This window comes from Marmoricola endophyticus, assembly GCF_014644415.1.
Taxonomy (GTDB): domain Bacteria; phylum Actinomycetota; class Actinomycetes; order Propionibacteriales; family Nocardioidaceae; genus Marmoricola; species Marmoricola endophyticus.
Genome location: NZ_BMKQ01000001.1, coordinates 1,469,525 through 1,494,785 on the forward strand (window position 1 = coordinate 1,469,525; position 25,261 = coordinate 1,494,785).

22 protein-coding genes are annotated in these 25,261 nt (G+C 72.5%); 12 read left to right on the forward strand and 10 right to left on the reverse strand.

Annotated features, from left to right (window positions below; translation table 11 throughout):
- Positions 1–2: 2 nt before the first annotated feature.
- Positions 3–1,310: a Na+/H+ antiporter NhaA gene (gene nhaA, locus IEX42_RS07165; protein WP_188779159.1), complete on the reverse strand. Its 1,308-nt coding sequence runs from the start codon at positions 1,308–1,310 to the stop codon at positions 3–5.
- 128 nt (positions 1,311–1,438) lie between these two features.
- On the opposite strand from nhaA, the gene IEX42_RS07170 reads away from it, so the two are divergent.
- Positions 1,439–2,350, forward strand: a complete 912-nt coding sequence (locus IEX42_RS07170; protein WP_188779160.1) for an SMP-30/gluconolactonase/LRE family protein — start codon at positions 1,439–1,441, stop codon at positions 2,348–2,350.
- A gap of 101 nt (positions 2,351–2,451) precedes the next feature.
- Here the strand turns inward: IEX42_RS07170 and IEX42_RS07175 are convergent, their stop codons facing one another.
- Positions 2,452–3,129, reverse strand: coding sequence for a lysophospholipid acyltransferase family protein (locus IEX42_RS07175; RefSeq protein ID WP_188779161.1), 678 nt, complete (start codon positions 3,127–3,129; stop codon positions 2,452–2,454).
- A 104-nt stretch (positions 3,130–3,233) separates the two neighbouring features.
- Here IEX42_RS07175 and efeU point away from each other — a divergent pair, with 104 nt between their 5' ends.
- From efeU to IEX42_RS07195, 4 genes are all read left to right on the forward strand, one after another.
- A complete protein-coding gene (efeU, locus tag IEX42_RS07180) occupies positions 3,234–4,106 on the forward strand; it encodes an iron uptake transporter permease EfeU (RefSeq protein ID WP_188779162.1) in 873 nt (290 codons plus the stop codon).
- A 26-nt stretch (positions 4,107–4,132) separates the two neighbouring features.
- A complete protein-coding gene (gene efeO / locus IEX42_RS07185; protein ID WP_188779163.1) occupies positions 4,133–5,317 on the forward strand; it encodes an iron uptake system protein EfeO in 1,185 nt (394 codons plus the stop codon).
- Positions 5,318–5,339: 22 nt separating this feature from the next.
- Positions 5,340–6,590, forward strand: coding sequence for an iron uptake transporter deferrochelatase/peroxidase subunit (gene efeB / locus IEX42_RS07190; RefSeq protein WP_188779164.1), 1,251 nt, complete (start codon positions 5,340–5,342; stop codon positions 6,588–6,590).
- Between the two features lie 108 nt (positions 6,591–6,698).
- Positions 6,699–8,045 carry an endonuclease/exonuclease/phosphatase family protein gene (locus IEX42_RS07195; protein ID WP_188779165.1) on the forward strand — a complete coding sequence of 449 codons (1,347 nt, stop codon included), beginning with the start codon at positions 6,699–6,701 and terminating at the stop codon, positions 8,043–8,045.
- A 33-nt stretch (positions 8,046–8,078) separates the two neighbouring features.
- On the opposite strand, the gene IEX42_RS07200 is transcribed toward IEX42_RS07195, so the two are convergent.
- On the reverse strand, positions 8,079–9,275 hold the full coding sequence (locus IEX42_RS07200) for a saccharopine dehydrogenase family protein (RefSeq protein WP_188779166.1): 1,197 nt from the start codon (positions 9,273–9,275) through the stop codon (positions 8,079–8,081).
- Between the two features lie 47 nt (positions 9,276–9,322).
- Between IEX42_RS07200 and IEX42_RS07205 the strand changes: the two genes are divergently transcribed.
- A complete protein-coding gene (locus IEX42_RS07205; RefSeq protein ID WP_188779167.1) occupies positions 9,323–9,589 on the forward strand; it encodes a DUF2277 domain-containing protein in 267 nt (88 codons plus the stop codon).
- 108 nt (positions 9,590–9,697) lie between these two features.
- Positions 9,698–10,504: an NAD-dependent protein deacetylase gene (locus IEX42_RS07210; RefSeq protein ID WP_188780982.1), complete on the forward strand. Its 807-nt coding sequence runs from the start codon at positions 9,698–9,700 to the stop codon at positions 10,502–10,504.
- Positions 10,505–10,544: 40 nt separating this feature from the next.
- Here IEX42_RS07210 and IEX42_RS07215 read toward each other — a convergent pair whose 3' ends face one another.
- Complete coding sequence (locus IEX42_RS07215; RefSeq protein ID WP_188779168.1) at positions 10,545–11,240, reverse strand: iron-dependent transcriptional repressor DtxR; 696 nt, start codon at positions 11,238–11,240, stop codon at positions 10,545–10,547.
- Positions 11,241–11,313: 73 nt separating this feature from the next.
- Between IEX42_RS07215 and IEX42_RS07220 the strand changes: the two genes are divergently transcribed.
- On the forward strand, positions 11,314–12,894 hold the full coding sequence (locus IEX42_RS07220) for a glycoside hydrolase family 13 protein (protein ID WP_229660684.1): 1,581 nt from the start codon (positions 11,314–11,316) through the stop codon (positions 12,892–12,894).
- Entirely contained in the window at positions 12,891–13,739 is an 849-nt protein-coding gene (locus tag IEX42_RS07225) for a GNAT family N-acetyltransferase (protein WP_188779170.1), read from the forward strand. The genes IEX42_RS07220 and IEX42_RS07225 overlap by 4 nt, the downstream gene beginning before the upstream one ends.
- Here the strand turns inward: IEX42_RS07225 and IEX42_RS07230 are convergent.
- The 3 genes from IEX42_RS07230 to pdxH form a co-directional block, all read right to left on the reverse strand.
- Positions 13,658–14,179 (reverse strand): MarR family winged helix-turn-helix transcriptional regulator, encoded by a 522-nt coding sequence (locus tag IEX42_RS07230; protein WP_229660685.1) that lies wholly within the window; start codon positions 14,177–14,179, stop codon positions 13,658–13,660. The two genes, IEX42_RS07225 and IEX42_RS07230, sit on opposite strands and share 82 nt — an antisense overlap.
- On the reverse strand, positions 14,176–15,870 hold the full coding sequence (locus IEX42_RS07235; RefSeq protein WP_229660686.1) for an MDR family MFS transporter: 1,695 nt from the start codon (positions 15,868–15,870) through the stop codon (positions 14,176–14,178). The genes IEX42_RS07230 and IEX42_RS07235 overlap by 4 nt, the downstream gene beginning before the upstream one ends.
- A gap of 423 nt (positions 15,871–16,293) precedes the next feature.
- Positions 16,294–16,968, reverse strand: coding sequence for a pyridoxamine 5'-phosphate oxidase (pdxH, locus tag IEX42_RS07240; protein ID WP_188779171.1), 675 nt, complete (start codon positions 16,966–16,968; stop codon positions 16,294–16,296).
- A gap of 110 nt (positions 16,969–17,078) precedes the next feature.
- On the opposite strand from pdxH, the gene IEX42_RS07245 reads away from it, so the two are divergent.
- Both IEX42_RS07245 and IEX42_RS07250 read left to right on the forward strand, forming a co-directional pair.
- Complete coding sequence (locus tag IEX42_RS07245) at positions 17,079–18,182, forward strand: citrate synthase 2 (protein WP_188779172.1); 1,104 nt, start codon at positions 17,079–17,081, stop codon at positions 18,180–18,182.
- 318 nt (positions 18,183–18,500) lie between these two features.
- Positions 18,501–20,021 (forward strand): M1 family metallopeptidase, encoded by a 1,521-nt coding sequence (locus tag IEX42_RS07250; RefSeq protein ID WP_188779173.1) that lies wholly within the window; start codon positions 18,501–18,503, stop codon positions 20,019–20,021.
- Here the strand turns inward: IEX42_RS07250 and IEX42_RS07255 are convergent.
- Together IEX42_RS07255 and IEX42_RS07260 are read right to left on the reverse strand one after the other, a co-directional pair.
- Positions 20,018–21,175 (reverse strand): MalY/PatB family protein, encoded by a 1,158-nt coding sequence (locus IEX42_RS07255; RefSeq protein WP_188779174.1) that lies wholly within the window; start codon positions 21,173–21,175, stop codon positions 20,018–20,020. The genes IEX42_RS07250 and IEX42_RS07255 overlap by 4 nt on opposite strands.
- Entirely contained in the window at positions 21,172–21,663 is a 492-nt protein-coding gene (locus IEX42_RS07260; protein WP_188779175.1) for a GNAT family N-acetyltransferase, read from the reverse strand. The genes IEX42_RS07255 and IEX42_RS07260 overlap by 4 nt, the downstream gene beginning before the upstream one ends.
- A gap of 179 nt (positions 21,664–21,842) precedes the next feature.
- Here IEX42_RS07260 and serC point away from each other — a divergent pair, with 179 nt between their 5' ends.
- Complete coding sequence (gene serC / locus IEX42_RS07265) at positions 21,843–22,976, forward strand: phosphoserine transaminase (protein ID WP_188779176.1); 1,134 nt, start codon at positions 21,843–21,845, stop codon at positions 22,974–22,976.
- Between the two features lie 13 nt (positions 22,977–22,989).
- Here serC and IEX42_RS07270 read toward each other — a convergent pair whose 3' ends face one another.
- Positions 22,990–25,179, reverse strand: a complete 2,190-nt coding sequence (locus IEX42_RS07270) for a hypothetical protein (RefSeq protein WP_188779177.1) — start codon at positions 25,177–25,179, stop codon at positions 22,990–22,992.
- Between the last annotated feature and the right edge of the window lie 82 nt (positions 25,180–25,261).

The following is a 25,261-nucleotide window of genomic DNA, read 5'->3' on the forward strand; positions in this document are numbered from 1 at the left end:
CCTCAGGCCTCCCGCTGATACACGTCGGGCACGCCGTCCGCGTCGGAGTCGACCCTCTCCTCGGCCTCGATGCGGCGGTACGCCCGGTCGCGGGCACGGAGCACGACCGCCGCGAGCAGCGAGGCGACCAGCGAGCCGGCCAGGATCGCCAGCTTCACGTGCTCGTCGCGCTCGGAGGACGCACCGAAGGCGAGCTCGCCGATCAGCAGGGACACGGTGAAGCCGATCCCCGCCAGCAGCGAGACGCCGAGGACGTCGGACCAGGACAGGTCCGGGTCGAGGTCGGCCCGGGTCACCTTGGCGACGACGTACGAGGTCCCGAGGATGCCGACGAGCTTGCCGACGACCAGGCCGACCGCGACCCCGATCGCGACCCGGTCGGTCGCGGTCTCGACGACGCCGTCCCAGCCGCCGATCGCCACACCGGCGGCGAAGAAGGCGAAGACCGGCACCGCGACACCGGCCGAGAGCGGCCTGATCCGGTGCTCGAAGTGCTCGGCCAGCCCCGGTCCGGCATCGGGACCGCCCGCAGCCTGGCTGCGCAGCACCGGCACGGTGAAGCCGAGGACGACGCCCGCGACGGTGGCGTGCACCCCGGACTCGTGGACCAGCACCCAGGCGAGGAGTGCGAGCGGGACGAGGAGCCACCAGGAGCGCACACGCTTCTGCACGGCGAGGCCGAACAGCGCGATCGGGACCAGCGCGGCGAGCAGGTAGAGCGGCTGCAGGTCGGCGGTGTAGAAGAGCGCGATGATCGTGATCGCGATCAGGTCGTCGACCACGGCGAGCGTGAGCAGGAAGGTCCGCAGCGCGGTCGGCAGGTGGTTGCCGATCACCGCGAGGACGGCCAGCGCGAAGGCGATGTCGGTCGCGGTCGGGATCGCCCAGCCCTGGAGCGCGTCGCCGCCGGTGTCGAGGTTGACGACGGTGAAGATCACCGCGGGCAGCGCCATGCCGCCGACCGCGGCCGCGATCGGCAGCGCCGCCCGGCGCGGGTCGCGCAGGTCCCCGGCGACGAACTCGCGCTTGAGCTCGAGGCCGACCACGAAGAAGAAGATCGCCAGCAGCCCGTCGGCTGCCCAGGTGCTCAGGTCCAGGTCCAGGTGCAGCGCCGAGGGGCCCACCCTCAGCTCGCTCAGCGACTCGTAGGAGTCGCCCATCGGGGAGTTCACCCAGGCGATCGCGATCACCGTCGCGACCAGCAGCAGGAAGCCACCGGTGGTCTCGGCGCGCAGGATGTCGGCGATGCGGGAGGTCTCGGACCAGGACCCGCGCGAGAAGAGGGCAGGACGCTTCGAGGAGGTGCTCATCGGGCTCCTTGGAGTGGTGCGGGCACGGGCGTACGACGTGCCGACCAGACTTCCCGGCTCACCAGGGACCCAGCCTACCCAGATCCTTCTCGGTGACGTCGGTCACGTGCGTTGCTAGGTTCGTGGGCATGAGCGAGGGCACTGTCGACGCGCACGAGATCCGCACCGTCGTCTCGGGCATGACGTTCACGGAGTGTCCGCGCTGGCACGAGGGACGGCTGTGGTTCGCCGACTTCTACACGCACGCGGTCTACTCCGTCCTCGAGGACGGCTCCGACCTGCGGACCGAGGTCGAGGTCCCCGCACAGCCCTCCGGGATCGGCTGGCTGCCCGACGGCCGCCTGCTCTTCGTCTCGGCCAAGGACCGGCTGCTGATGCGGCGCGAGGAGGACGGGACCACCGCCGTGCACGCGGACCTGTCGTCGTACGCCTCGGAGCAGCTCAACGACATGGTCGTCGACGCGGACGGCCGGGCCTGGGTGGGGAGCTTCGGGTTCGACCTGATGGCGGGCGCCGACATCGAGACCACCGACCTGCTGCGCGTCGACCCCGACGGGACCGTGACGCTCGCCGCCGAGGACCTGTGGTTCCCGAACGGCACCGTCCTCACCGACGACGCGGTGCTCCTGGTCGACGAGACCTTCGGCAACCGGGTCACCGCGTTCACCGTGGCCTCCGACGGCTCGCTGGTGGACCGCCGGACGTGGGCGGAGTTCGGCGACCTCCCCGCCTCGCGCGTCATCGCCGAGGCGCTGCCCGGCGCGGTCGTCGCCCCCGACGGGTGCGCGCTGGACGCCGACGGCTGCCTGTGGGTCGCGGACGCCGTCAACGGCCGGGTGGTCCGCGTCGCCCAGGGCGGGCAGGTGCTGGCCGAGATCCAGCCCGGCACCGGGGTCTTCGCCTGCATGCTCGGCGGCTCCGACGGCCGCACGCTGTTCATGTGCTGCGCGCCGGACTTCGACGCCGGCGCCCGGGCGGCCGCGCGCGAGGGCGAGATCCGCGCCGTCGAGGTCGAGGTCCCCCACGGGGGCCGCCCGTAGGTCGCGGGCACCTCGCCGGGTCCCGACCACCGCCACCACCGCAGGGTGCGCTTGGCCTGCCCTGAGCCTGTCGAAGGGTCGCGACCAGCCCGGAGGGAGGCTCAGGCGTCGGGGGCGCGGTCGTTGTAGACGCCCGCCTCCTCCTGCCCGGAGAGCGTCGCGATCGCACTCATCACCTCGTCGGTGAGCAGCCGCCGCGCCTTGCCGGTGGGGAGGTCGTCGTACCTCCCGACGGGGTCGATCGGCTCGCCGAACGCGACGCGGATCCTCGCCAGCCTGGGCAGGCGGGAGCCGACCGGCTGGATCCGGTCGGTGCCGCGCAGCCCGACGGGGACGACGCGCGCCCCCGCACTCAGCGCCAGGTGGGCCACCCCGGTGCGTCCGCGGTAGAGCCTTCCGTCACGGGAGCGGGTCCCCTCGGGGTAGATGCCGAACGCGCCGCCCGACTCCAGCACGCCGAGAGCCGTGTCGAGACTGGTCATCGCGGCCCGGCTGTCGTCGCGGTCGATCGGCTGCATCCCGAGGCCCTCGAACCAGGTCCGTGACAGCGCGCCGCGCACGCCCGTACCGGTGAAGTACTCCCCCTTGGCCAGGAACGTCACCGCCCGGGGCACCACGATCGGGATCACGACGGAGTCGACGAACGAGAGGTGGTTGCTGGCCAGCAGCAGCGGGCCGGTGCGCGGGACGTTCTCCAGACCCACGATCTCCGGGCGCCACACCGCCTTCGCCACCGGCGGCACGACCGAGTGCAGCAGGGCGTACAGCGGCGACGGCATGGCAGGAGTCTGACGGCAGGCGCCGCTACGAACCAGTAACCCCACGAGCGGCCGTGGTGTCGTACTCTACTGAGGCAAGCCTTACCGAACGAGAACGGCGCCTGATGCTCGGCAACTTCCTGATCGGCCTGCGCGAGGGCCTCGAGGCCAGCCTGGTCGTCGTCATCCTCATCGCCTACCTGGTCAAGTCCGACCGACGCCACCTGCTGCCGCGGGTGTGGGCCGGCGTGGCGACCGCCATCGTGATCTCGCTCGGCTTCGGGGCGCTGCTGACGTACGGCCCGCAGAACCTCACCTTCGCCGCGCAGGAGGCGCTCGGCGGGACGTTGTCGCTGGTCGCGGTCGGCTTCGTGACCTGGATGGTGTTCTGGATGGGCCGCAACGCCCGCGCACTCTCCGGCGAGCTCAAGGGCGCGGTCGACCGGGCCGCCGACGCGGGCCGGGCGAGCCTGGCCTTCGTCGCGCTGCTCGCCGTCGGTCGCGAGGGACTCGAGACCGCGCTGTTCCTCTGGTCGGCGACGCAGACCGCCACCGGTGGCGCCACCGCCCAGACCTCCCAGGTCGGCCCGCTGCTCGCCGCGCTCGCGGGGATCCTGGTCGCCGTCGCGATGGGCTACGCGTTCTACAAGGGCGTCCTGCAGATCAACCTGTCGAAGTTCTTCACCTGGACCGGCGCGTTCCTGATCGTCATCGCCGCCGGCGTGGCGGCGTACGGCGTCCACGACCTCCAGGAGGCCGGCGTCCTCCCGGGCCTGAACGACCTGCTCTTCGACGTCAGCGCCGCGATCCCGCTCGACAGCTGGTACGGCACGCTCCTCAAGGGCGTCTTCAACTTCTCGCCCGCCACCACCAAGCTCGAGGCGCTCGTGTGGGCGGTCTACCTCGTCCCGACGATGGCCCTCTTCCTGCGTCAGGCGCGCCGACCAGGCCCGTCTGCTCCCCGCTCCACCCAGGCGCCCAGCCCGGCCGCCGGCTGACTCGACACCGAAAGAGACACCCGCCCATGCGCACCATCCCCCTGCCCGGCCGCCTCACCGTCGGCGGTCTCGCCGCACTCGCCCTGCTCGGCACCTCGGCGTGCTCGGTCTTCCAGTCGAACGACTCCGGCGGCGGGAGCAAGGACGGCGCGATCGCGGTCGCCGCCAGCGAGTCCTCGTGCGACGTCGCCGCCGAGTCCGGCAAGGCCGGGACGCTCGTCTTCGACGTGACGAACAAGGGCTCCAAGGTCACCGAGTTCGAGCTGCTGGCCGAGGACGGCCTGCGGATCCTCGGCGAGGTCGAGAACGTCGGCCCCGGCCTGACCCGCCAGCTGGTGGTCAGCGCCCCCGAGGGGAAGTACCAGACCGCCTGCATCCCCGGCATGGTCGGCAAGGGCATGCGCAACGCCTTCACCGTCGAGAAGGGCGCGAAGGGGGCCGGCGAGATCACCGGCGTCGACGCGAAGACGATCGACGCGGCGACCGCGCAGTACGCGTCGTACGTCAAGAACCAGTCCGGGCAGCTGCTGGTCGACGCCAAGGCGTTCACCGCGGCCTACACCGCGGGCGACGACGACAAGGCCCGTGCGCTCTACCCGACCGCGCGGATGCCGTGGGAGGCGGTCGAGCCGGTCGCGGAGTCGTTCGGCGACCTCGACCCGAAGACCGACCTCCGCGAGGCGGACCTCGAGAAGGGCCAGAAGTGGACCGGCTGGCACCGGATCGAGAAGGACCTGTGGCCGCCGAAGACCGGCTACACCGCGCTGACGCCCGCGCAGCGCAAGACCTACGCCGCCGACCTGATGACCAACCTCACGACCCTGAACACCCGGGTGAAGACCCTGGACTTCGGCGTCGACCAGATCGCCAACGGCTCCAAGGGCCTGCTCGACGAGGTCGCCGCCAGCAAGATCACCGGCGAGGAGGACATCTGGTCGCACACCGACCTGTACGACTTCCAGGCCAACGTCACCGGCGCCAAGGCCGGCTTCGAGGTGCTCAAGCCGCTGCTGCAGGTCAAGGACCCCGAGCTCGCCACGACGCTGGACCAGCGGTTCACGGCGATGCAGACCGAGCTGGACGAGTACCGCGACGGCGACGGTTTCGTGACCTACACCCAGGTGACCGAGGCACAGCGCAAGCAGCTCTCCGACGCGGTCAACGCGCTGGCCGAGCCGCTGTCGAAGGTCACCGCCGCCCTGACCCTGTGAGGGTGCGCGTCATCATGGGCGCATGGGACTGAGTCGGCGCCGGGTGCTCGGCGCGACCGGCGCCGGCGCCCTCGGGCTGGCCGGTGCCGGTGCGGGCGGCTGGGCACTGGGCCGTACCGACGACGCCCCGGCGACGGCCGACCGGGGGCGGTTCGCCTTCCACGGCACGCATCAGGCCGGGATCGTCACCCCGGCCCAGGACCGGCTGCACTTCGCGTCGTTCGACGTCACCGCCACATCCCGCGAGGACCTGATCGGCCTGCTGCGCACCTGGACCGCCGCCGCGGCGGAGATGACCAGGGGTGCGCAGGTGGGTGGGGATGCTCCTGAGCCCTACGACGCACCGCCCTCGGACACCGGTGAGGCCCTCGGACTGCCGCCGAGCGGCCTGACGCTCACCTTCGGGTTCGGGCCGACGCTGTTCACCAAGGAGGGCGAGGACCGCTTCGGCCTCGCCGAGCGGCAGCCGGCCGGCCTGCAGACCCTCCCCCACTTCCCCGCCGACGCGCTGCGCCCCGAGCGCTCCGGCGGCGACCTGTGCGTGCAGGCGTGCGCGGACGACCCGCAGGTCGCGGTGCACGCGATCCGCAACCTCTCGCGGCTGGCCTTCGGGACCGCGGTGCTGCGCTGGTCGCAGCTCGGCTTCGGTCGTACGTCCTCGACCACGCGCTCGCAGTCCACGCCGCGCAACCTGTTCGGCTTCAAGGACGGCACCGCCAACATCAAGGCCGAGGACACCCCCGAGATCGACCGCTTCGTCTGGGTGCGGCCCGAGGACGACCCGGACGCGGAGTGGCTGGCCGGTGGCTCGTACCTCGTGGCCCGGCGGATCAACATGCGCATCGAGCAGTGGGACTCCACCTCGCTCTCGGAGCAGGAGGCGGTCGTCGGGCGGGACCGCACCGCGGGCGCGCCGCTCTCCGGCGGCACCGAGCACACCGACCCCGACTTCTCACGCCGCGGCAGCGCCGGGCCCCTGATCCCCGTCGACGCCCACGTGCGGCTGGCCCACCCCGCGCAGAACCGTGGCGTGCAGCTCCTGCGGCGGGGCTACAACTTCACCGACGGCAACGACGAGCTCGGCCGCCTCGACGCGGGGCTCTTCTTCATCGCCTTCGTGCGCGACCCGGTGACCGGCTACGTACCCATGCAGAACCAGCTCTCGAAGAGCGACGCGATGATGGAGTACCTCCAGCACACCGGCTCAGCGCTGTTCGCCGTGCCGCCCGGCGTCCAACCGGGCCACTACCTCGGGCAATCGCTGTTCACCTGAGCGACACGCCGAAGATTTCGGACTTTTTTCTCGCTGAGTCACACAATTCGTCACGTTTGAGCAATACTCCCTCGCGTCACACTGGTTCACCGGAACGAGGGCAGTCCCGTGCAGATCACGAAGCGTCTCTCCCCCACCGTCGGCCGACGCGGCCGACGCGGCCGACGCCGCGCCGCGGGCACGACGGTCCTCGCCGCCGCCGCGCTCACCCTCGTCGCGGCGACCCTCCCGGGGTCCGCGAGCGCGGGCTCGACCGCGCCCGAGCGTCGTACGGTCGCGGCCCCGAACGTCTTCTACCCCGTGCAGTACCGCGCCGGTGTCGTCGACCGGAAGATGTACCGCGCCGGGAAGTACGCCGGCACGCAGATCGCCGCGCCGTGCGGCACCCCGGTGATCGCCTCCCACGCGGGCACCGTGACCGTGGGGGCGCTCAACGCGACGACGAACACGCGCTTCGTCTACGTCACGACCACGACGGGCTTCTCGCGGACGACGTACACCGTCGGCGGCAACGCCACCGTGAGCGACGGCCAGATCGTGGCCGGCGGCCAGCAGCTCGGCGTCGCCGGCGACCTGCACAACGACCGCAAGTGCGAGGTGTACTTCGCCGTCCTCTCGCACGACAACAAGCCCGTCGACGCCACCGCGTTCCTCAACGCGCGCGTCGGCGGCTGGATGCCCGAGACCGTCTACTTCGGCAACCGCGGCTTCAACCTGGCGACGTTCAACGTCCTCGGCGCCTCCCACACCGCGAGCGGCGGTGCCTACCCGGTCGCGTCGACCCGGATGCCCAAGGCGGTCGCGCTGCTGAACGCCAAGAAGGTCGACGTGGCCGGTCTGCAGGAGCTGCAGCCCGGGCAGTACGACCAGCTGATGAGCCTGGCCGGCGGCACCTACGCGTCGTTCCACACGACGCGGACGTACGGCAACCACCCGCGCGACACCGAGAACACGATCATCTGGCGCAAGTCCGCCTTCGACCTCGTCTCGTCCCAGACGCTGCAGATCCCGTACTTCGACGGCAACCCGCGGTTGATCCCGGTCGTGCAGCTGCGTGAGAAGGCCAGCGGACGCAGCGCGTGGTTCATCAACACGCACAACCCGGCCAACACCGCGCAGTTCCCGCACCAGGAGTCGTACCGCGCCAAGGCGATCGCGATCGAGCGGCAGAAGATCATCGACCTGCGCGCCAGCGGGCTCCCGGTGTTCCTCACCGGCGACCTCAACGACCGCGAGGCCGCCTTCTGCCCGCTCACGGCCGGCAAGCTGATGCTCTCCGCCGACAGCGTGCCCAGCACGACCTGCGCCCCGCCGAAGGGCATCTGGATCGACCAGATCCTCGCCGCCGGCCCGGCTCGGTTCACGACGTACGACCGGGACTGGGCCGCGAAGACCCAGAAGGTGTCCGACCACCCGATCGTCGTCGCGCACACCCACCTGGCGCCCCCGGCCTGACGGGGCGCTCGAGCCGCGGGCGGGGCCCGCGGCTCAACGCTCGGTGAGGACCTCGAAGCGCAGGCCGGCCGCCTGCAGCCGGCTGAGCAGGTGGTCGCCCATCGCGACGGCGGTGGTGACCTGCCCGGAGGTGGGCGGGTTGTCGTCCATCGCCAGGCACAGCGCCGACTCGGCGAGCATCTTCGCGGTCTCGTCGTAGCCGGGGTCGCCGCCCGAGACGCGGGTACGCACCTGCCGGCCTCCCGCCTCGGCGACGAAGTCGACGGTGAACCACGAGGTCGAGCGCCGGCTCGGCGAGGGACCCTCGCCGGCCGGCACGCGGGAGAGGATCGCCCGGCGCAGCACGGGGACCTGGGCCGCGCCGAGCAGCGCCGCCATCCCGGCCGCGCCGCCGGCGGCGTACCGCAGTGTCTTGGTGCCGGCGTAGTGGGAGTACGTGAACCGCGGCCCGTAGCGCTCCAGCGCGGCGGCACTCCGGGCGACCACGAAGGCGTCGATCGTCGGCAGCGGGAGCAGCCAGTAGCCGGTGACCGGGTCGCGGTGGGGACGGCCACCGCGGGCGCGGACCGACCGACCGCTCGGCCGGGGCTCCGCGGCCCGCCGCTGCTTCATCGCCGCGGCCATCTGCCGGCCGCGCGAGAAGGCCGCCAGCGCCGAGTGGAAGGTCCCCCCGGAGAATCCGGCCCCCGCACGGACGACGCCGCGCATCGTGACCGGCTCGCCCTCGGGCAGCTGCTGGACGGTGAAGTACGCCCCCAGGTCGTGCGGGATCGAGTCGAAGCCGCAGCAGTGCACCAGTCGGGCGCCCGATGCCACCGCCTCCTCGTGGTGGGCGAGGTACATCCGGTCGACGAACTCCGGCTCACCGGTCAGGTCGAGGTAGTCCGTCCCGGCGGCGGCGCACGCGGCCACGAGCGGGGCGCCGTGCTCGACGTACGGGCCGACCGTCGTCACGAGCACCCTGGTGCAGGCGGCGAGTGCGGCGAGCGAGTCGGCGTCGGTGCTGTCCGCGTGCAGCAGCGGCAGTTCCGCAAGACCCTTGGCGCCGTCGGGGTCGAGGTCGGCCAGGTCGCGGCGGACCTCCTCCAGCCGCCGACGGTTGCGCCCGGCCAGCGCCCAGCGCAGGCCTGACGGCGCGTGCTCGGCGAGGTAGGCGGCCGTGAGGCGACCGGTGAACCCGGTCGCACCGAGCAGCACGATGTCGTACGGACGGTCCTGGGACGTACTCATGGCCCAACCCTCCCACCGTCGGCGCTCGCCGACGTAGCGTGAGCGGCATGTGCCGCAACATCCGGACCCTGCACAACTTCGAGCCGCCCGCGACGACGGACGAGGTGCACGCCGCCGCGGTGCAGTACGTCCGCAAGATCAGCGGCTCGGCCCGACCGAGCCAGGCCAACCAGGCCGCCTTCGACACGGCCGTCGCCGAGGTGGCCGGCGCCACCCGACGCCTGCTCGAGGGCCTCACCACCAGCGCACCGCCGAAGGACCGCGAGGTCGAGGCGGCCAAGGCGCGGGCCCGCTCCGCCGCCCGCTACGCCTGACGAGGCGGGTGGTCGAGCCGAGGCGAGCGCCAGCGAGCGAGACGTCGAGACCGCCCGCACCCTCGCACCACCGCGAGACGGGGCTCGGCGTAGCGACGCCGACGTACGCTGGAGGACGTGCACGAGCTGGACGGTCGCCTGCTGGTCCTGACCGGGGCAGGCGTCTCCACGGACTCGGGGATCCCGGACTACCGCGGGCCGGGCAAGCCGGTGCGCACGCCGATGACGTACCAGGAGCTGGTCTCCGGGCCGGAGGCGCTGCAGCGCTACTGGGCACGTGCCCACGTCGGATGGTCCCGGATGCGGCAGGCCGAGCCGAACGGAGGGCACCTCGCGCTGGCCCGCATGCAGCGACAGGGGCGGGTCGAGCTCCTGGTCACCCAGAACGTCGACGGCCTGCACGAGCGCGCCGGCAGCACCGACGTCGTCGACCTGCACGGCCGGATCAGCGACGTGGTCTGCCTGGACTGCCGGACCGTCTTCCCCCGCACCCGGGTGCAGCAGCGGATGAGCGACCTCAACCCCGGCTACACCGAGCGGCACGCCGAGGCGCTCGCCAACCCCGACGGAGACGTCGCGCTGGAGGTCACCTCCGACTTCGCCATCGCCGGCTGCGAGGTCTGCGGCGGCCGGCTCAAGCCGGACGTCGTGTTCTTCGGCGAGAACGTCCCCAAGCCCCGCGTGCAGCGAGTGTACGACGCGCTCGACCGAGCGGACGCGCTGCTGGTCGTCGGCTCCTCGCTGGCGGTGATGTCCGGCTTCCGGTTCGTCCGGCACGCCGCCAAGCGTGGTCAGCCGGTGGTGATCGTCAACCGCGGCGCCACCCGCGGTGACGACCTGGCGACGGTCAAGCTGGAGGAGGGCACGACCGAGTTCCTCGAGGCGCTCGCCGGCCCGGTCGCGGCGTACGGCTGAGGCCGCCCACGCGGCGCGCCGTGACCGCCCGGTGCGGCGCTCAGGCGCGTCGGACGAAGATGTGCTCGGCGGCCTCGAGCAGGATCTCGGCGCTCTCGCCGCCCGAGCCGACCCTGACCGCGTCGGCGGCGTCCACCGCTCCCGAGGCGTTGACCACCGACCCGGGCAGTGCCCCGATCCGGCGCAGGGCCTTCATCAGGTCCTCGTCCTTCTGCAGCTCCTCGGCGATCCGGCTGACCCGCACCCGCACGGCGTCCTCGCCGGTGAAGTCCGAGAGCGGCTCGACGCCCTGCATGAACAGCTCGGTGTCGTCGTCCTCCCCGAGCTCACCGAGGCCGGGGATGGGGTTGCCGTACGGGGACTCGGTCGGGTGCTCGAGCAGCGAGAGCAGGCGCTTCTCCACGCTCTCCGACATCACGTGCTCCCAGCGGCAGGCCTCCTCGTGGACGAACTCCCACTCCAGCCCGATCACGTCGGTCAGCAGCCGCTCGGCCAGCCGGTGCTTGCGCATCACGCGGGTGGCGAGCGCCAGGCCCTCGTCGGTGAGCTCGAGGTGCCGGTCCCCCTCGACGGTGAGCAGCCCGTCGCGCTCCATCCGGGCGACGGTCTGGCTGACCGTCGGGCCACTCTGGTGCAGCCGCTCGGCGATCCGCGCGCGCAGGGGCGTGATCCCCTCCTCGACCAGCTCGTAGATCGTGCGGAGGTACATCTCGGTGGTGTCGATCAGGTCGCTCACGAGACCATTGTGACTGACCCGACCGACGACTGGTGAAATGACGCCTCAGCCCGTAGCGAACGTCAGGAGCACGATGAGCGAGCAGGTCCCCGGCCCCGGTGTCCCGTGGTGGCGTGACGCCGTCTGCTACGAGGTGTACGTCCGCAGCTTCGCCGACGCGGACGGGGACGGCTTCGGCGACCTCCCCGGCATCACCGACCGGCTCGAGCACCTCGCCGACCTCGGGGTGGACGCGCTGTGGATCACCCCGTTCTACCCCTCCCCCCAGCACGACCACGGCTACGACGTCGCGGACTACCGCGACGTCGAGCCGACGTACGGCGACCTGGCTGCCTTCGACGCGCTCGCGGCGAAGGCGCACGGGCTCGGCCTGAAGGTGATCGTCGACGTGGTGCCCAACCACACCTCCTGGGACCACGAGTGGTTCCGCGCCGCGCTCGCGGGCGACGAGCAGGCCCGCGCCCGCTACCTGTTCCGGCCGGGCAGGGGCGACGGGAGCGAGCCGCCGAACAACTGGCTCTCGGTCTTCGGCGGCGGCGCCTGGGAGCCGGTGCCCGGGGAGCCGGGCACCTGGTACCTCCACCTCTTCGACCGCTCGCAGCCCGACCTGGACTGGACGAACCCGGAGGTCGGCGACGACCTCGAGCACACGCTGCGCTTCTGGCTGGACCGCGGCGCGGACGGCTTCCGGGTCGACGTGGCGCACGGCCTGGTCAAGGCAGAGGGACTGCCGGACGTCGAGGGCGACCCGATGGCGTACGCCGGCGGCACCGTCCCGGGCGGCCCGATGTGGGACCAGGACGGCGTGCACGAGGTCTACCGGCGCTGGCGGCGGGTGCTCGACTCCTACCCCGGGGACCGGATGGCGGTCGGCGAGGCCTGGGCGCCCACGCCCGAGCGCACGGCGCGCTACGTCCGTCCCGACGAGCTGCAGCAGAGCTTCAACTTCCACTTCCTCACCGCCGACTTCACGGCGACCGACTTCCGCGAGGTGGTCGAGCTGACGCTCTCCACCCTCGAGCCGGTCGGCGCCGACGCGACGTGGGTACTGGCCAACCACGACGTCGTCCGCCCGCCCACGCGCTACGGCGGTGGTGAGCGCGGGCTGGCGCGCACCCGTGCGGCGACGATGGTGATGCTGGCGCTGCCCGGCTCGGCGTACCTCTACCAGGGTGAGGAGCTCGGTCTGGAGCAGGTGGAGGTCGCCGAGGAGGACAAGCAGGACCCGGAGTACCTCAACGGCCGGGGCCCGGGCCGCGACGGCTGCCGGGTGCCGATCCCCTGGGACGGCGACTCGGCCCCGTACGCCTTCGGGCCGGGCGCCGGACAGCCCTGGCTCCCGCAGCCCGAGGAGTACGCGGACCTCTCCGTCGCCGCCCAGCGCTCCGACCCGGACTCCACCCTGGCGTTCTACCGCAGCGCTCTGCGGACCCGGCGAGGTCTGCTCGCCGAGGGGTGGGCGCAGGACCGCGGGATCGAGTTCCTCGACGTCGGGCCCGACGTGCTCGGCTTCGTGCGCGGCGAGGTCAGCGTCCTGGTCAACATGTCCGAGGACCCGATCGCGCTGCCGGCCATGGAGGTCGTCCTGGCCAGCGAGCCGGTCGCCGACGAGCTGCCCCCGGACGCGGCGGTCTGGTTACGCCCGCACGCATGAGCCGGCTGCCCCTGGGGTGGGCCACGGACCTCGCCGTCGCACGGCTCAAGGGCGCGGAGGTGGCCGAGTTCTCCGACCACCTGCTCGTGCGGACGCCGGACAACCCGGAGTACCACTGGGGCAACTTCGTGCTCGTCACCGACGCGTCGGCCGTCGACGACACGGAGCGCTGGCTCGGGGTGTTCGAAACGGCCTTCCCCCGCGCCCGGCACCGCTCGGTCGGCCTGCCCGCCGCGGCCGACCCGGCGCGGTGGGCAGCGGTGGGTCTGGACCTCGAGACCGAGGACGTGCTGGCCAGCGACCGGGTCCCGCAGTCGCGTCCGCTGGACTCGGCGTACGACGTCCGTCCGCTGGGCACGCCGGAGGACTGGGCCGCCCAGATCGAGAACGACGCACGGGAGAACACCCGCACCGGCGAGTACGACACCGACCTCCACCGACGCTTCCTCGTCGGCCGCTCCCGCGCCCGGCAAGGCGTCGTCGCGGCCGGACAGGGGACGTGGTTCGGAGCCTTCGCCGGGGACCGGCTGGTCGCGGACCTCGGGATCGTCCTCTGCGGGGACGGGGTGGCCCGCTACCAGGACGTCGGCACCGACGTCGCCCACCGGCGCCGCGGGCTGGCCGGACACCTGCTCGGCGTGGCCGCCCGGTGGGCGCAGCAGCGGGGGGCACGGCGCTGGGTCATCATCACCGAGGCCGACAACCCGGCGGGCCGGGTCTACCGCTCCGTCGGGTTCGCACCGGTGGAGTCGGGAGTGCAGGCCTACCGGCCGCCGACGAGGGTGTCCGAGAGCGAGCCGCCCGGCTCGGCCAGCTCCGAGAGCCGGGACAACGAGGCGTTGTAGCGGCTCAGCAGCGCCACGAACGTCGAGAGGTCGGCGTCGTCCCAGTCGGCGAGGCGCTGCACCAGCAGCGCCCGGCGCCGCTCGGACATCGACTCCAGCCGGGCGCGACCACGCTCGCTGACCTCGATCAGCTGCGCGCGCCCGTCCTCCGGGTCCGGGCTGCGGGTCACCAGCCCCAGCTCGACCAGCTGGGCCACCTGCCGACTGATGGCCCCCTTGTCGATGTCGAAGTGCTCGACGATGTCGGCCGAGCGCTGCGGGCCGGTCTCGGCCAGGTAGGTCAGCATCAGGAACGACGGCGTCGAGAGCTGCGGGTCGACACCCGTGGCGCGCTCTGCGAGCACCCGACGGATGCGTCGTACGAGGATGCCGACCTCGTGCTCGAGCCCGTCCAGGGACTCGGCCTGGATCGGGCGGGCCAGCTCCGGGGCGTCGGTCATGGCCGCGCGCCGACGTCCTCGCGGCGGGACTCCGCGCGCTCGCCCGTCACGTCCTGCGGCTCCAGCCCCAGGCTCAGCTCGTCCTCGACGTCGATCGTGGTCCGCAAGGGGACCTCCTTGATGAACAGCACGCAGATCAGGGCCAGGACCGCAAAGGGTACGGCGATGGCAAAGATGTGCCCCGCGGCCGATCCGAACGCGCCCTCGAAGATCGCCCGGATCGGACCGGGGAGGGAGTCGAGGTCGGGGATCGAGGTGCTGTCGCCCCCGCTGGACGGCACACCCGCGGCGGCGAGCTTCTCGGTGACCGTGGACGCCACCTGGCTGCTGAGCACGGCACCGAGCACGCTCACCCCGATCGAGCCGCCGAGCGAGCGGAAGAACGAGACCACCGAGGACGCGGCGCCCATGTCGGCCTGACGGGTGTTGTTCTGCACCGCCAGGACGAGGTTCTGCATCGTCGCGCCGAGCCCCACGCCCATCACGGCCATGGCGACACCGGTGTAGACCAGCGGGGTCGAGGCGTCGATCCGGCTCAGCAGCGCGAGGCCGACCACGAGGAGGGTCGTGCCCCCGACGAGGTAGCGCTTCCACAGCCCCGTACGGGAGATGATCCGGCCGGTGGTGAGGCTGGAGACGAACAGCCCACCGACCATCGCGATGGTCATCAGCCCGGCGTGGGTCGGGCTCATCCCCTTGGCCAGCTGGAAGTACTGCGCGAGGTAGACCGTCGCACCGAACATCGCGATGCCGACCATGATCGAGGCGGCGGTCGCGAGGACCGTCGTACGGTCGCGGAACAGGCGCAGCGGGATCACCGGCTCCGCGGCGACCTTCGCCTCGACGTACGTGGCCGCGGCGAGCGCCAGCACGCCGACGGCCACGAGCGCGAGGCTCCAGCCCGAGATCCAGTCGTAGTTCTTGCCCGCCAGGGAGACCCAGACCAGCAGCACCGAGACGCCGCCGACGATCAGGGTCGCGCCGGCGTAGTCGATGCGCACCGGCCGCTTGACCACCGGCAGGTGCAGCGTCCTCTGGAGGACGACGAACGCCACCGCTGCCACCGGGATGCCGACGAAGAAGCACCAGCGCCAGCCGATGCTGTCCACGATCAGACCACCGATGAGGGGGCCGGAGACCGTCGCGAGCGCGAACACCGCACCGAGGTAGCCGGAGTAGCGGCCACGCTCCCGCGGGGTGACCATCGAGGCGATCACGACCTGGACGAGCGCGGAGAGACCACCCACGCCGAGGCCCTGGATCGCGCGGGCCCCGATCAGCATCCCCATGCTCTGGGAGACGCCGGCGACGACCGATCCGGCCAGGAAGATCACGAGAGCGACCTGCACCAGGAGCTTCTTGGAGAACTGGTCGGCCAGCTTGCCCCAGATCGGGGTCGTCGCGGTCATCGTCAGCAGGGTCGCCACGACCACCCAGGTGTAGCCGGACTGGCTGCCCTTCAGGTCGGCCACGATCCGCGGCAGCGCGTTGGAGACGATGGTGCTCGAGAGCATCGCCACGAACATCGCGAGCAGCAGACCGGAGAGCGCCTGCAGGATCTCGCGGTGGCTCATCGGAGCGGCCGAGCCCGACTGGTCGCCCGGAACGGCCCGGTCGACGGGCGCCGGGTCGACGGGGTGCTCGGCGGGGTGCTCGGCGTCCGCGCGGTGGCGGGCCTCGGTCTGCGACATGCGGTTCCTCGACTGACGTGCTGGGTGGGACGGTGACCGCCTCAACGGTTGCCGCAGGCAACCATATTCCCGAACCGGCTCGCTGTCGCTCCCGCGGCCTGCGACGTCGGCCACAGCGCCTCGCCCCGGAGACGGAACGACCCGCGGGCGTGGTGCTCGTGAGGAGGACCGCTCAGGGACCGGATGAGGTTCCCTGACGCCCGCGGGTCGGGTGACTGCGTCGTAGTGGCCAGCAGCACCTCGGCGTTCACACCGGAGGTGGACCAGCCGGAAAGCTGCTAGCCCGCAGCCACCTCACGCATCCAAGAAGAACTCATTCCTCGGACCACCTCCTTTCCCGTGTCCTCCGAGCGTAGGACCGCTCGATCGGTGCGGACAAGGGTTTTCGGCGGACGACCCGGCAGGCGGCGTCAGCGCGACGTGTCAGGGAGCCAGGCGCTCGGTGCCCCAGTCCCCGTCGGGGTTGTCACGGCGGTAGCGCAGCCGGTCGTGCACCCGGCCGTGGCGCCCCTGCCAGAACTCGATCTCGAGGGGGACGACGAGGAACCCGCCCCAGCTCGGCGGGCACGGGACCTCACCCCCGTCGAAGCGCTGCTCGGCCGCCTCGTACGACGCCTCCAGCGCGGCCCGGTCCGCGACCACCTGCGACTGGGCGACCGGCTCGACCGAGGCCCACGCGCCGAGCTGCGAGGCCCGCGGCCGGCTGGCGAAGTACGCCTCCGACGTGGCCTGCGAGACGCGCTGGGCGACGCCCTCGACGCGGACCTGCCGCTGGAGGGGGTACCACCCGAAGTGCAGGGCGCAGCGCGGGTCCCGGGCGAGGTCCGAGCCCTTGCGCGAGGCGCGGTTGGTGTAGAGCACGAAGCCGGGGACGCCGTCGGCGGCGAGGTCCTTGAGCAGCACGGTGCGCGAGGACGGACGGCCCTCGGACACGGTCGAGAGGACCATCGCGTTCGGCTCGGGCACGCCCGCGGACCCGGCCTCGTCGTACCAGCGCCCGAAGAGGTCCAGCGGGTCGGCGGTCAGGTCGCTCTCGTCCAGGCCAGCGAGCGTGTAGTCGACGCGGCCGAACTCGTGCTGCTCCCCTGCGGCTGCCATGGTGACCAACCTAGCCAGGTGACCGGGGCCACTGCACGGGTCCGGGTCGGGCACAATGCGGCGTACCCGCGGGTAGGACGCGGACGCAGGAACCCGACGAAGGAGTCGACATGACCGAGGTGCACCACGGGCTGGAGGGCGTCGTCGCCTTCGAGAGCGAGATCGCGGAGCCCGACAAGGAGGGGTCCTCGCTGCGCTACCGCGGGGTCGACATCGAGGAGCTCGTCGGACGCGTGCCCTTCGAGAACGTCTGGGGCCTGCTGATCGACGGCTCCTACACCCCGGGGCTGGCGCCCGCCGAGCCGTACAACCTCCCCGTCCACACCGGCGACGTACGCGTCGACGTCCAGGCCGCCGTGGCGATGCTGGCCCCCGCCTTCGGGTTCGGGCAGACCTACGACATCTCGGACGAGCAGGCGCGCGAGGACATCGGCCGGCTCGCCGTCATGGTGCTCTCGTACGCCGCCCAGTCCGCGCGCGGCCTGAACCAGGCCGTCGTACCCCAGAAGACGGTCGACGAGGGCAAGACGCTCGCCGAGAAGTTCCTCATCCGCTGGAAGGGCGAGGCGGACCCCAAGCACGCCCACGCGATCGACGCCTACTGGTCCTCGGCGGCCGAGCACGGCATGAACGCCTCGACCTTCACCGCCCGCGTCATCACCTCCACCGGCGCCGACGTCGCCGCGGCGTTCTCCGGCGCGATCGGCGCGATGAGCGGTCCGCTGCACGGCGGCGCCCCCTCGCGCGTGCTCGGCATGATCAGCGACGTCGAGGAGTCCGGCGACGCCGAGAAGTACGTCAAGGACCTGCTGGACCGCGGCGAGCGGCTGATGGGCTTCGGTCACCGCGTCTACCGCGCCGAGGACCCGCGCGCACGCGTGCTGCGTCGTACGGCCAAGGAGCTCGACGCCCCGCGCTACGCCGTCGCCGAGGAGCTGGAGAAGGCGGCGCTGGCCGAGCTGAAGGAGCGCCGTCCCGACCGGGTGCTGGAGACCAACGTCGAGTTCTGGGCGGCGATCGTCCTCGACTTCGCCGAGGTGCCCTCGAACATGTTCACCTCGATGTTCACGTGCGCCCGCACCGGGGGCTGGTCGGCGCACATCCTCGAGCAGAAGCGCACCGGGCGCCTCATCCGGCCCTCCGCGGTCTACACCGGCCCGGACACCCGCCCGGCCCACTCCGTCGAGGGCTGGGACGCCGCCTGGGGCGAGTGAGCCCGCGAAGCGAGCCAGTGGGTGGTTGAGCAGCGAGCGCCAGCGAGCGCGTCGAAACCACCCTCAGCCAACCGACGCCGCAAGCACCTCACCGGGTCTCGACGTCCTCCCTCGCTAGCGCTCGGTCAGGCTCGACCACCCGACGTGCGCGGGCGGTCGAGCGCGAAGCGAGCCCTGCGAGCGAGCACGTCGAGACCCCCGCACCCGCCCACTGGCCGCGACCGGGCCTTCGGCTGGACCCTCGCCAACGTCGGTGGGCTGTGGTGGGGTGAGGTCATCCGGCCGCATCGGGGTGGCCGGCGACACGAAGGACGACACATGTCTGTGCTCTCCACACGCGTGCGGCGGCTGGCACCACTGGCCGCGACGCTCGCGCTCACCCTCCCGCTCGCTGCCGTGGTCTCCGGGGCCTCCGCCGCACCCACCGGTGCCGGGTCACCGGGGATCGGCGACCCCTACTACCCGACGTACGGCAACGGCGGGTACGACGTCAGCCACTACGACGTCGACATCGCCTACACGCCGAAGACCGACACCGTCGCCGGTCGCACCACGATCACGGCCACGACCACCCAGGCGCTCAGCCGCTTCGACCTGGACCTGGTGCTGCCGGCGTCCACGGTGACGGTCGACGGGCAGCCCGCGACCTTCACCCAGAAGCCGCACGAGCTGGTGGTGACGCCGCCGAAGAAGCTGGCCGCGGGTGCCCCGATGACCGTCGTCGTGACCTACGCGGGCGTGCCCTCGACGATCTCGGACGGCAAGATCAAGCCGTGGATCCGCACCAAGGACGGCGCCGCCGCGGTCGGTGAGCCGGAGATGGCCGCGTGGTGGTTCCCGTCCAACGACCACCCGCGGGACAAGGCGACGTACGACGTCTCCGTGCGGGTCCCCTCCTCCGTCGAGGTGCTCGGCAACGGCCAGCTGGTCAGCAAGGACGTCAAGGCCGGCCAGCGGACCTGGCACTGGCGCGAGGACAACCCGATGGCGTCGTACCTCGCCTACTTCGTGGCCGGGCAGTTCGACATCAGCTCGGGCTACACCGACGACGGCAAGCCGGTGATCACCGCGGTCGCCTCGGAGGGCGGGTCGGAGGGCAAGTACGCCGCCGCCGACCTCGCCCGGGTGCCGGAGATCATCGACTTCGAGTCCTCGCTGTGGGGCCCGTACCCGTTCGACGCGCTCGGCGGTGTCGCCCCCGACGCCGACTTCGGGTTCGCGCTGGAGAACCAGACCCGCCCGGTCTACACCCGCTCGTTCTGGAGCGGCGGGCCGAACATCTACGTCGTCGTCCACGAGCAGGCCCACCAGTGGTACGGCGACTCCGTCTCGGTCCACAACTGGAAGGACATCTGGCTCAACGAGGGCTTCGCGACCTTCACCGAGTGGATGTGGTCGGAGAAGCACCACGACGGGTCGGCCGCCAAGCTGTTCGCCGACACCTACGCCGCCCACCCGGCGACCGACGACTTCTGGACGACGAAGATCGGCAACCCGGGCGCCGGCAACGAGTTCACCGGTGCGGTCTACGACCGCGGCGCGATGACCCTGCAGGCGCTGCGCACCAAGATCGGCGAGCCGGCCTTCTTCACCACGATGCGCACCTGGGCCTCGAGCCGGCGCCACGGCAACGGGCAGATCAGCCAGTTCGTCGCCCTCGCGGAGAAGGTCTCCGGGCAGGACCTCGACGCGTTCTTCGACACCTGGCTCTACTCCGCCGAGCGCCCCGAGCCGACCACGGCCAACGGGTTCCCGAAGAAGTTCGCCCCCGGCGGTGCCCCGGCGACCTCGCTGGCGAAGATCGAGGCGGTCCGTCAGGCAGTCTCCGAGAAGCGCTAGGCGAGCGCGACGCCGAGGCGTCGCACGATCTCGACGAGCCGCTCGGGGCTGGTCGCCGCGTTCAGCCGGACGTGGCCGGCCAGGCCCGGGTGGTAGTCGTGACCGGGCGCCAGCCTGACCCGGCCCCGCTCCAGCGCGACGGCGGCCGGGTCGTCGTGGCCGTACGCACGCAGGTCCAGCCAGGCGAGGTACGTCGCCTCCAGCGGCCGCACCCGCGCCAGCGGCAGATCGGTCGCGAGCCGCTCCGTGAGCAGCGTGCGCTGCTGGTCCAGCCGGACCAACAATGCGTCGAGCCAGTCGTCGCCCTGCTCGTACGCCGCGGTCGAGGCGCGCACCCCGAGCTCGGACCACGAGGAGTTCTGCGGCTTCGGCGCGCTCGCCAGCCGCCGCGCGGTCCCCTCGTCGCCGGCCACCACCTGCGCACACCGCAGCGCCGGCGTGTTGAACGCCTTGCTGGCGGCGACCACGGCGACCGCGTGGTCGGCGGTGCCCTCGAGGCTGAGGTACGGCACGTGCTCGGCCCCCGCCAGCGTCAGCGGCGCGTGGATCTCGTCGGAGACCACCCGGGCGCCGTGGCGCACCACCACGTCGCGGACGGCCTCGAGCTCGGCGCGGGTCGGGCAGGTGCCGCACGGGTTGTGGGGGTTGGTGAGGACGAGAGTGCTCGCGCCGGCCCCCAGGGCGGCGTCCAGCGCGTCGAGGTCGATCACCGCCCGGCCCTGCTCGGAGACGAACGGCACCGCCACGGTGTCCCGGCCGGTGGTCGCACCGAGCCCGAGCTGCGGTGAGTACGCCGGCACCGGCAGCGCGAGCGCACCGGGCGCGGAGAGCAGGTCGATCGCCAGGCGCACGCCGGCCGTCACGTCGGCGACCGGGAGCACGAAGGACGGGTCGACCCGCCACCCGAAGCGGCGCTCGGCGAAGCCGGCGTACGCCTCGCCGAGCGGGCCCTCCCCCACCTCGTCGGCGGGGTAGCCGGTGACGCCGTCGGTGACGGCGCGCTGCAGCGCCTCCGCGACGACCGGCGCCAGCCGGTAGTCCGTCTCCGCGACCCATGCGGGGATGACGCCGGGGGCCACGGTGCCCCACTTGAGCACCATCGACCGGCGCAGCTCGTCCTCGGTGGGGTCCTCGATGCGTACGCCGGCGCTCACGCGGGCGAGGCTACGAGACGCCGCGCGAAGCAGCGCGAGAGCGGGGACCCCTGGTAGTGCCCGAAGCCGGGCACCTGCTCGTAGCCGGCGGCGGCGTACATCGCCATCGCCTCGGGCTGCTTGGTCCCCGTCTCGAGGACGAGCACCTCGATCCCCTCCGCGGCGGCGCTGGTCTCGAGGTGTCCGAGCATCTGCCGCGCGAGCCCGCGCCGCTGGTGGGTCGGGACGACGAACATCCGCTTGATCTCCGCGGTGCGGGTCGACCCGAGCGCGGGGACGGTGCTGCGGCGCCACGCCCCGGTCGCCACGGGCGCCCCGCCCGGACCGTCGTCGTACCCGAGGAAGAAGCGGCCCTCGGGGGGCTCGAACTCGGACCCGTCGACCGGCGACTCGTCGGGGCTGCCGTAGCGCGCGGTGTAGATCTCCTGGACCTCGGCGATCAGCCGCACCGCGTCCGGGTGGGTGATCGGCACCTGCTCGATCCACACGCACAGCAGCGTAGGGGCCCGGGTCTCGTCACGCTCGACGACCACCGGTGTCGAGCTCCCGACGCACGTCACCGGGTCTCGACGTCCTCGCTCGCAGGGCTCGCTCGGGCTCGACCACCGCCACCGGCGGAGGTCGAGCCTGTCGAAACCCCCTCGTCACGCACTGGGAGGATGGGGGCATGGCCCCGAAGACCGCTGCGATCGTGATCCCCGAGTCGCTCAAGCCCGCCGACGGACGGTTCGGGTCGGGGCCCTCGAAGGTGCCGGACGGCGCGCTCGCAGCGCTGGCGGCGTCGGGGCACTCGGTCATGGGGACCAGCCACCGGCAGGCGCCGGTGCGGTCGCTGGTGCGGTCGGCCCGCGAGGGCCTGAGCGAGCTCTTCGCACTCCCGGGCGGCTACCAGGTCGTCATGGGCAACGGGGGGACGACGGCGTTCTGGGACGCCGCGTGCCTCGGTCTGGTCCGCGAGCGCAGCCAGCACCTGACGTACGGCGAGTTCACCAACAAGTTCGCGGTCGCCGCGGGACGTGCGCCGTTCCTGGCCGCCCCGAGCGTCATCGCCAGCGAGCCGGGGTCCGCGCCGACCCCGGTGGCCGAGCGGGGGGTCGACGCCTACGCCTGGGCGCACAACGAGACCTCGACCGGGGTGATGGCCCCCGTACGCCGCGTCCCCGGCGCCGACGACGACGCCCTCGTCCTGATCGACGCGACCTCGGGTGCGGGCGGGCTCCCGGTCGACGTCGCCGCGAGCGACGTCTACTACTTCGCGCCGCAGAAGGGCTTCGCCTCCGACGGCGGGCTGTGGGTCGCGCTGATGTCGCCCGCGGCGCTGGATCGCGTCCAGGAGATCGCCGCGACCGACCGCTGGGTCCCCTCCTCGCTCGACCTGCCGACGGCGATCGACAACTCCGCCAAGGACCAGACCTACAACACCCCGGCCGTGGCGACGTACTTCCTGCTCGACCAGCAGCTGCGCTGGATGCTCGACCAGGGCGGGCTGGGGGCGATGGTGGCGCGCACGACGGCGTCCTCGTCGCACCTGTACGCCTGGGCCGAGGCGTCGTCGTACGCCACGCCGTTCGTCACCGACCCCGCCCTGCGCTCGCTGGTCGTCGGCACCGTCGACCTCGACGAGGCGGTCAGCGCCGACGAGGTCGTCGCCGTGCTGCGCGGCAACGGGATCGTGGACACCAACTCCTACCGTGCGCTGGGCCGCAACCAGCTGCGGATCGCGATGTTCCCGGCGATCGACCCCGCGGACGTCGAGGCGCTGACGGCGTGCATCGACCACGTGGTGGAGCGCCTGGGCTGAGCGCCTGGACCGGCTAGTACGACGGCGACGTCCGCCAGCGCCCCCCGGCGTAGATCAGCTGCTCGGCCGGCGCGGATCCTCGCGCCACGCAGTAGTCGTCCCTGCTGCACAGCAGCTGCCGCACGTCGCCCGAGGCCCGCTGCGGCGTGCTCGGGAGATCCTGTCGGGTCCACGTCGAGCCGTCGGACACCGCGGCAGCGAGGCGTCCGTCGACCAGCCCGAGGGCGTGGCACGCGGTCGCCGAGCAGGCCAGCTCGACGGGCTCCTGCAGCGGCACGTCCGCGATCCTGGTGACCTGCTGGCTGTCGATGCGGTCGACCGGCGTGGGGCTGGTCGTCCCGTTGTAGTACACCGCCGCGAGGCACGGACCGCCCGGCATGCAGGCGACCGAGTCGAGATGTCCCTTGTCCGGACCCGTTGAGTCGGTGTCGGTCCAGCTCCCGCCGCGGAAGTAGCTCAGGCCTCCGTCGAAGCCGAAACCGTCGGACTTCGTGGCCACGCAGTCACCGACCCCGCGGCAGGCGACGCGGCCGTACTCCCCCGCGCTGCTCGAGGCGGTGAACGTCTTGCCGCTGATCACGTACCGCTCGCCGCCCCTCACGACGGTGTCGTCGTAGTAGCCCACCAGGACGCACTCGTCGAGGGCGCTGCAGGTGAAGCCGGTGTAGACGGTCGGACTGTCGTAGTACGGCGGGTCGTTCGGGTTCGCCGGCGGGTTGGTCTTGACCACTCGACTCGTCCAGGAGCCGTCGACGGCGCGGGTGTGAAACGTCCACGACCTCGACGGGCGGTCGTCGACCTCCAGCATCTGACAGGTCGCGGTGGGGCAGGAGAGGAATCCCGCGCTGGTGGCACCTGGCACGGCGTGCCTGCCGGTCCCGTCCGTCGCGAGCGCCGCCACGTGGCCGCCGGTGCTCTGCAGCGAGACGCACCTCCCGGCCGCCCAGCAGTCGGTGAGCCCCGGCGCCGGGTCCTGCGACCCGGCGGGCTGTGCGACGTACCCGACGACGTCGCCGACGATGTCCGCACGTCCGGCGGAGCCGTTGAGCACCGAGATCCGGCCGTCCGAGCCGACGGGGACCACGGCGAGGTTGCCGACGGTGCGGGCCGCGATGAAGTTCAGGGTGGACACCCCGGCAGAGGACTCGCCCGTCGCGTAAGCCGTGAGGTAGCCAGGCTTCTGCTCGCGCGTCGCGGTCAGACTCACCACGACGGCCGAGACCTCCCGGGCGGGGACACCGGCCGTGCCGAGCACCTTCACGTCCGCGCTGTGCCGAGCGGCCGGGGTCGGCGCACCCTTGGCGGAGCGGGTGTCGAGGAACCGCGTCGGGGTGACCGGGACGATCGATCCGTCGCCAGGCGCCGCGGAGCCACCCTCCACGTAGCCCGCGACGTCGGCGACCACGTCCACCGGCTTGGTCGACCCGTTGAACAACGACACGTGGCCGTCCTCACCGAGCGGCACCAGCGCCAGCGTCGCCGTCGTCGAACCGGCACCGAAGACCACGCTCGAGGTCCCCGGACGAGCGCCGTCCCCCCAGGCTGTGAGGTAGCCCGCCGCGGCAGCGCGCGTGGTCGTCAGGTTGAGCAGCACGGCCGAGGCACCGGCCTGCGGCACACCGTCCCGCCCGGCGACCGGCACCGACCTCGTACCGCCGGCCGGGACCGTCCCGCTCGACTCGCGGGTGTCGAGGACGCGTGCCGGCGTGCCAGCGACGAAGCGCCCCGCTGCCGGGTCCGCCCCGGGTGCGGGCGGGGCGAAGTAGCCGGTCACGTCGACCACGACGTCCAGCGCGCCCGTCGACCCGTTGAGCACGTCGACCGTCCCGTCGTCGCCAGGACGCACGACCACCGCGTTGGCCACCGTCTGCCCGGCGGCGAAGTTCAGCGACGACACGGCCGGCTGCGGCGCCCCGTGCGGCCACGCCGTCAGGTGGCCGGGAGTCCTCGGTCCGCGCACCGTCAGGTTGAGGACCACCGCGGTCGCGTCGTCGGGGACGGCGCCGCCGAAGCCGGTGGTCACGGCCTGTCCCGGGGCCGGCCGGGCCGGGCTCGCGTTGACGTACGTGTCGAGCACGCGCCGCGCCGGAACCGGGTGGAAGACCCCGGCCGACGGTTCGGCAGCCGGTGCCTCCCCGGACCTCGTCGTACCGGCTGTCGCGGGCGCCAGCCCGCCGAGCAGCAGCGCGGTCAGCGTCAGCACCACCCCCAGCGAAGCGCCTACGCCTCGACCGCCTCGTCCTGCCATGGTCAGCCTCCCGGATGCCGTCGTCACGACCGTGACC

What these genes read in the sequence shown, in the direction of transcription:
- nhaA (WP_188779159.1), bottom strand. Translation starts at nt 1,310, where the DNA reads ATGAGCACCTCCTCGAAGCGTCCTGCCCTCTTCTCGCGCGGGTCCTGG.
- IEX42_RS07170 (WP_188779160.1), top strand. Translation starts at nt 1,439, where the DNA reads ATGAGCGAGGGCACTGTCGACGCGCACGAGATCCGCACCGTCGTCTCG.
- IEX42_RS07175 (WP_188779161.1), bottom strand. Translation starts at nt 3,129, where the DNA reads ATGCCGTCGCCGCTGTACGCCCTGCTGCACTCGGTCGTGCCGCCGGTG.
- efeU (WP_188779162.1), top strand. Translation starts at nt 3,234, where the DNA reads ATGCTCGGCAACTTCCTGATCGGCCTGCGCGAGGGCCTCGAGGCCAGC.
- efeO (WP_188779163.1), top strand. Translation starts at nt 4,133, where the DNA reads ATGCGCACCATCCCCCTGCCCGGCCGCCTCACCGTCGGCGGTCTCGCC.
- efeB (WP_188779164.1), top strand. Translation starts at nt 5,340, where the DNA reads ATGGGACTGAGTCGGCGCCGGGTGCTCGGCGCGACCGGCGCCGGCGCC.
- IEX42_RS07200 (WP_188779166.1), bottom strand. Translation starts at nt 9,275, where the DNA reads ATGAGTACGTCCCAGGACCGTCCGTACGACATCGTGCTGCTCGGTGCG.
- IEX42_RS07205 (WP_188779167.1), top strand. Translation starts at nt 9,323, where the DNA reads ATGTGCCGCAACATCCGGACCCTGCACAACTTCGAGCCGCCCGCGACG.
- IEX42_RS07220 (WP_229660684.1), top strand. Translation starts at nt 11,314, where the DNA reads ATGAGCGAGCAGGTCCCCGGCCCCGGTGTCCCGTGGTGGCGTGACGCC.
- IEX42_RS07225 (WP_188779170.1), top strand. Translation starts at nt 12,891, where the DNA reads ATGAGCCGGCTGCCCCTGGGGTGGGCCACGGACCTCGCCGTCGCACGG.
- IEX42_RS07230 (WP_229660685.1), bottom strand. Translation starts at nt 14,179, where the DNA reads ATGACCGACGCCCCGGAGCTGGCCCGCCCGATCCAGGCCGAGTCCCTG.
- IEX42_RS07235 (WP_229660686.1), bottom strand. Translation starts at nt 15,870, where the DNA reads ATGTCGCAGACCGAGGCCCGCCACCGCGCGGACGCCGAGCACCCCGCC.
- pdxH (WP_188779171.1), bottom strand. Translation starts at nt 16,968, where the DNA reads ATGGCAGCCGCAGGGGAGCAGCACGAGTTCGGCCGCGTCGACTACACG.
- IEX42_RS07245 (WP_188779172.1), top strand. Translation starts at nt 17,079, where the DNA reads ATGACCGAGGTGCACCACGGGCTGGAGGGCGTCGTCGCCTTCGAGAGC.
- IEX42_RS07250 (WP_188779173.1), top strand. Translation starts at nt 18,501, where the DNA reads ATGTCTGTGCTCTCCACACGCGTGCGGCGGCTGGCACCACTGGCCGCG.
- serC (WP_188779176.1), top strand. Translation starts at nt 21,843, where the DNA reads ATGGCCCCGAAGACCGCTGCGATCGTGATCCCCGAGTCGCTCAAGCCC.